4 protein-coding genes are annotated in these 3,486 nt (G+C 74.7%); 1 reads left to right on the top strand and 3 read right to left on the bottom strand.

Annotated features, from left to right (window positions below):
* Positions 1-62 precede the first annotated feature (62 nt).
* Genes C1J01_RS47035 through C1J01_RS47025 form a run of 3 tightly spaced genes read right to left on the bottom strand, consistent with a single transcriptional unit; the run spans position 63 to position 2,760 of the window.
* Complete coding sequence (locus C1J01_RS47035) at positions 63-1,367, bottom strand: DegT/DnrJ/EryC1/StrS family aminotransferase (RefSeq protein WP_111185544.1); 1,305 nt, start codon at positions 1,365-1,367, stop codon at positions 63-65.
* Positions 1,364-2,083 (bottom strand): amidohydrolase family protein, encoded by a 720-nt coding sequence (locus tag C1J01_RS47030; protein WP_111185542.1) that lies wholly within the window; start codon positions 2,081-2,083, stop codon positions 1,364-1,366. The genes C1J01_RS47035 and C1J01_RS47030 overlap by 4 nt, the downstream gene beginning before the upstream one ends.
* The gene (locus tag C1J01_RS47025; protein WP_146616012.1) at positions 2,080-2,760 is read right to left on the bottom strand and encodes an amidohydrolase family protein; all 681 of its coding nucleotides are present in this window, start codon (positions 2,758-2,760) and stop codon (positions 2,080-2,082) included. The genes C1J01_RS47030 and C1J01_RS47025 overlap by 4 nt, the downstream gene beginning before the upstream one ends.
* Positions 2,761-2,862: 102 nt before the next feature.
* Here C1J01_RS47025 and C1J01_RS47020 point away from each other — a divergent pair.
* The coding region (locus tag C1J01_RS47020; RefSeq protein ID WP_181449355.1) for an amidohydrolase family protein at positions 2,863-3,486 on the top strand (624 nt) is incomplete at its 3' end.

The following is a 3,486-nucleotide window of genomic DNA, read 5'->3' as shown; positions in this document are numbered from 1 at the left end:
CCGCCCGGCCCTCCCCCACCGTCCAGCCGGACGCGGCGTATCCCGTCCGGACGCGGTGGGCGTCAGGGGGCGTGGGCGAGGACCTTGGTGAGGGCCTCGGCGATGTGGGCGGCGTTCGACGGGTCGTCCATGAGCATCGACTGGCGGACCCAGAGCACGTCGCGGGCGGCGGCCTCGGCGGCCGGGCAGGGCTCCACGCGGGCGCCCGCCTCGACCAGCGCCGCCATGCCGCCGAGCGGCGGGTAGCCGCCGTCGAGTGGCACGCCCTCCGCGGCCATCGCCGCCAGCACGAACGACCGGTCGAAGGGCGCGTGCACGCGGAGCATGAGCAGGTGCCGGGAGTCCCGCGTCGTGCCCTCCGGCTGCGGCACCACCGTCACCGGCCCGCCCGCGGCACTCCCGGCCTCCGGTGGAACGGTCGTCACCCCTCTCCCGGTCTCACGCCGGTCCTCCGGCGGAGTCTCCGTCACCAGGCCGGTCTCCCGGTCGGAGGTGCGGGAGGCCGACGGCGGCGTGCCGGGCCAGGGGATGGTGGTCAGCTCGCGTTCGACGGCCGCGCAGAAGGCGTTCCTGCGGTCGATCTCCGCGTCGAGGCGGTCCAGCCAGGGCAGCAGGAGGGCGGCCTGGATCTCCGTCAGCCGGAGGTTCCAGCCGAGCCCGGGGTGGCCGTACCACTCGCCGCCGCGGCGGCGGCCGAGGTTGCAGACCGACCAGACGGCCTCGTGCACCTCCTCGTCGCGGCAGACGACGAGCCCGCCCTCCCCCGCCGTCATCGCCTTGCTGGCCTGGAAGCTGTAGACGCCCGCGTCGCCGAGCCCGCCGACCGGCCGGTCCCGGTACGTCGCGCCGTGCGCCTGGGCCGCGTCCTCCACCACGGCCAGGCCGTGGCGGGCGGCGAGCGCGTTCAGGGCGTCCATGTCGGCGGGGCTGCCCGCGAGGTGCACCGGCATGATCGCGGCCGTGCGCCCGGTGACGGCCGCCTCCGCCGCCTCCGCGGACAGGTGCAGGTCGGCCGGGTCGACGTCCGTGATCACGGGGGTGGCCCCGGTGAGCAGGACGGCCGTGGCGGAGGCCACGAACGTGTAGGCCGGCACGATCACCTCGTCACCGCGTCCCACGCCGAGGCCCCGCAGCGCCGCGAACAGGCCCAGGGTCGCGTTGCCGACGGTGACGCCGTACGGGACGCCCGAGCGGCGCGCGAACGAGTCGGCCAGCTCCGCGCAGGCCGTGCCGCCCTGCGTGGCGCCCCACAGGCCGCTGTCCAGGACGGCGGTGACCCGTTCGCGCTGGGCGTCGTCGAGCGGCGGCGGCCAGGACGGCCAGGGCGCGGTGCGTACGGGGGTGCCGCCGTGGATGGCGAGCGTCATGGCAGGCGTCCTTCCAGCAGGCGAGCGAGGTTGCCGCCGAGGATGAGGGCCCGGTCGGCGTCGTCGAGCGGGGCCAGGGCGACGCGGCCGAAGCCGGTCCGCAGGTCGAGGAAGCAGGAGTCGGAGCCGTAGACGACGCGGTCGGCGCCGATCAGGGCGGCCAGGCGGGCGATCCACCGGCCGGTCATCCTGGAGCCGCAGATCTCCAGGTGCACGTTCGGGTTCGGCCCCGCCAGCTCGGCGGCGCGGTGGAAGCCGTTCGGCCACAGCCCGGCGTGCCCGAGCAGCAGCGGCACCTCGGGGTGCCGCCGCGCGACGGCGGCGAAGAGCGCGGGGTCGCTCCACGGCGAGCCGGTCTGGCCGTGGGCGAGGACGGGCAGGCCGAGCTCCCAGACGGGGTCGTAGCGGCGGTCGTCGAGGGGGCACTCGTGCACGTCCGGATGGATCTTGACGCCCCACACGCCCTGGCCGGTCAGCCGGTTGCGCTGGTGGGGATTGTACACCTGCCAGACGCCGAACCGGCCGGGGTGGCGTTCGGCGGCGGCGAACGCCAGCCGGTTCCCCTCCTCGGCTGAGGGACCGACGGCGAGCAGGTGGCTGATCCCGATGGCGTCGATGCCGAGGCGGTCCATGAGGGAGACCATGCCGTCGGCGGACGGGTCGGGGATGAGGAAGTCAGGCCAGGTGCCGAGGTGCCCGTGCGCGTCCAGGATCATCGGACGTCCCCGAGGAGGCTGCCGCCGGCGGCGATCAGGTCGATGTCGGCCTGGGGCAGCTCCAGGTGGTCGAGCAGGAAGCGGGGGCCGCAGTCGTCCAGGACGGGGGCGCCGGTGCCGAAGACCAGCCGCTCGGCCCCGAAGCGCCCGGCCAGCCATTCGACGCCGCGCTGGGTGTTGACGGTGCCGATCTCCACCCAGAGCTCCGGGATCTCGGCCATGAGCTCGGCGACGGCGCGCAGCCGCCGGTAGCCGGGGTTGAGCAGCAGCAGGCGCTGGCCGGGCAACATCCGGGCCAGTTCGAGCAGCTCTTTCGACGAGGTCTCGTCGAGTTCGACGGCCGCCGTGACGCCGAGCCGCGCGAGCAGGCGTACGGCGGTGGGCCCGGTGAGGTCGAAGCGGTGGCGGGCGGGGCAGAGCCGGACCATGGGCACGTCCAGGTCCGGCACGGGCTCGCCCGCCGCCGGCAGCAGCACGGGCACCGGCAGCAGCCGCGGGTCGCGCAGGGCGAGCAGGGCCTCGTTGCCGGCGCGGACGTCGGAGTAGAGGCTGAGGGCGTGGGTGACGCAGGCCCGATGGATGCCCAGGCGGTCCATCTCGGGCCGCGGGTCCTGCGGCAGGTCGTCGAACGGCACGGGCCCGACGAGCCGGTGGACGTCCATCACTAATTCCGGCACAGACCGAAATTAGCCTCTTGCACGAGCACCGGTCAAGGCGCTCTTGCCGGATTTTGGCCCAGACCGTAATGTGCTGTCCGCCACGAGTCAAGGGAGGCGGACGTGACCGCGTTCGACGCGCGCAAGCTGGTCGGCGACCTCGAGGTGACCCTCGACGTGGACGTGCTGGTCGGCGCCCACCCCGATCGTGAGGGGCCGCCGGGCACGCCCGAGTCGGTGCTGGACGTCCTGGCCGCCCACCGTATCCGCTCGGGCGCGGTCGCGTCACTGCGGGCCGCCCTGTTCGACGTGCCCTCCGGCAACGACGAGGTGCTGGCGCTCGACGGCGTCGTCCCCGTCGGCGCCGTGGACCTGCGCGACCCCATCGGCGCCGTGCGCGAGATCGACCGGCTCGCCGAGCTGGGCGTGCGGGCGATCAGGCTCTTCCCGGACGAGCAGGGCGTCGAGGCGGGCTTCCCGTCGGTGCGGCACGTCGCTCGCAAGGCGGCCGGGCTTGGCCTGGTCGTGCTGACCGGCGGCGACGTGCGGAGGTTCTGGCAGCCGTTCGCCGGGCTGGAGGCGACGGTGGTCTTCCTCGACACGCACTTCTACCACCTCGGCGACTTCCTCGTCGTGGCCGCCGACGAGCCCGGGTTCCACACCTCGACGCGCCTGCTCAACTCCCCCGACGCGCTGGAGACCGTCCCGCCCGACCGGCTCCTGTACGGATCCCGCACCCCCCACTAC

The organism is Nonomuraea aridisoli, assembly GCF_003236395.1.
Classification (GTDB): Bacteria; Actinomycetota; Actinomycetes; order Streptosporangiales; family Streptosporangiaceae; genus Nonomuraea; species Nonomuraea aridisoli.
This window is presented reverse-complemented; position numbering and strand designations above follow the sequence as displayed.

Excerpts from the sequence above, each read along its gene's own strand:
- C1J01_RS47030 (WP_111185542.1), bottom strand. The coding sequence starts at position 2,083 with ATGATCCTGGACGCGCACGGGCACCTCGGCACCTGGCCTGACTTCCTC.
- C1J01_RS47035 (WP_111185544.1), bottom strand. The coding sequence starts at position 1,367 with ATGACGCTCGCCATCCACGGCGGCACCCCCGTACGCACCGCGCCCTGG.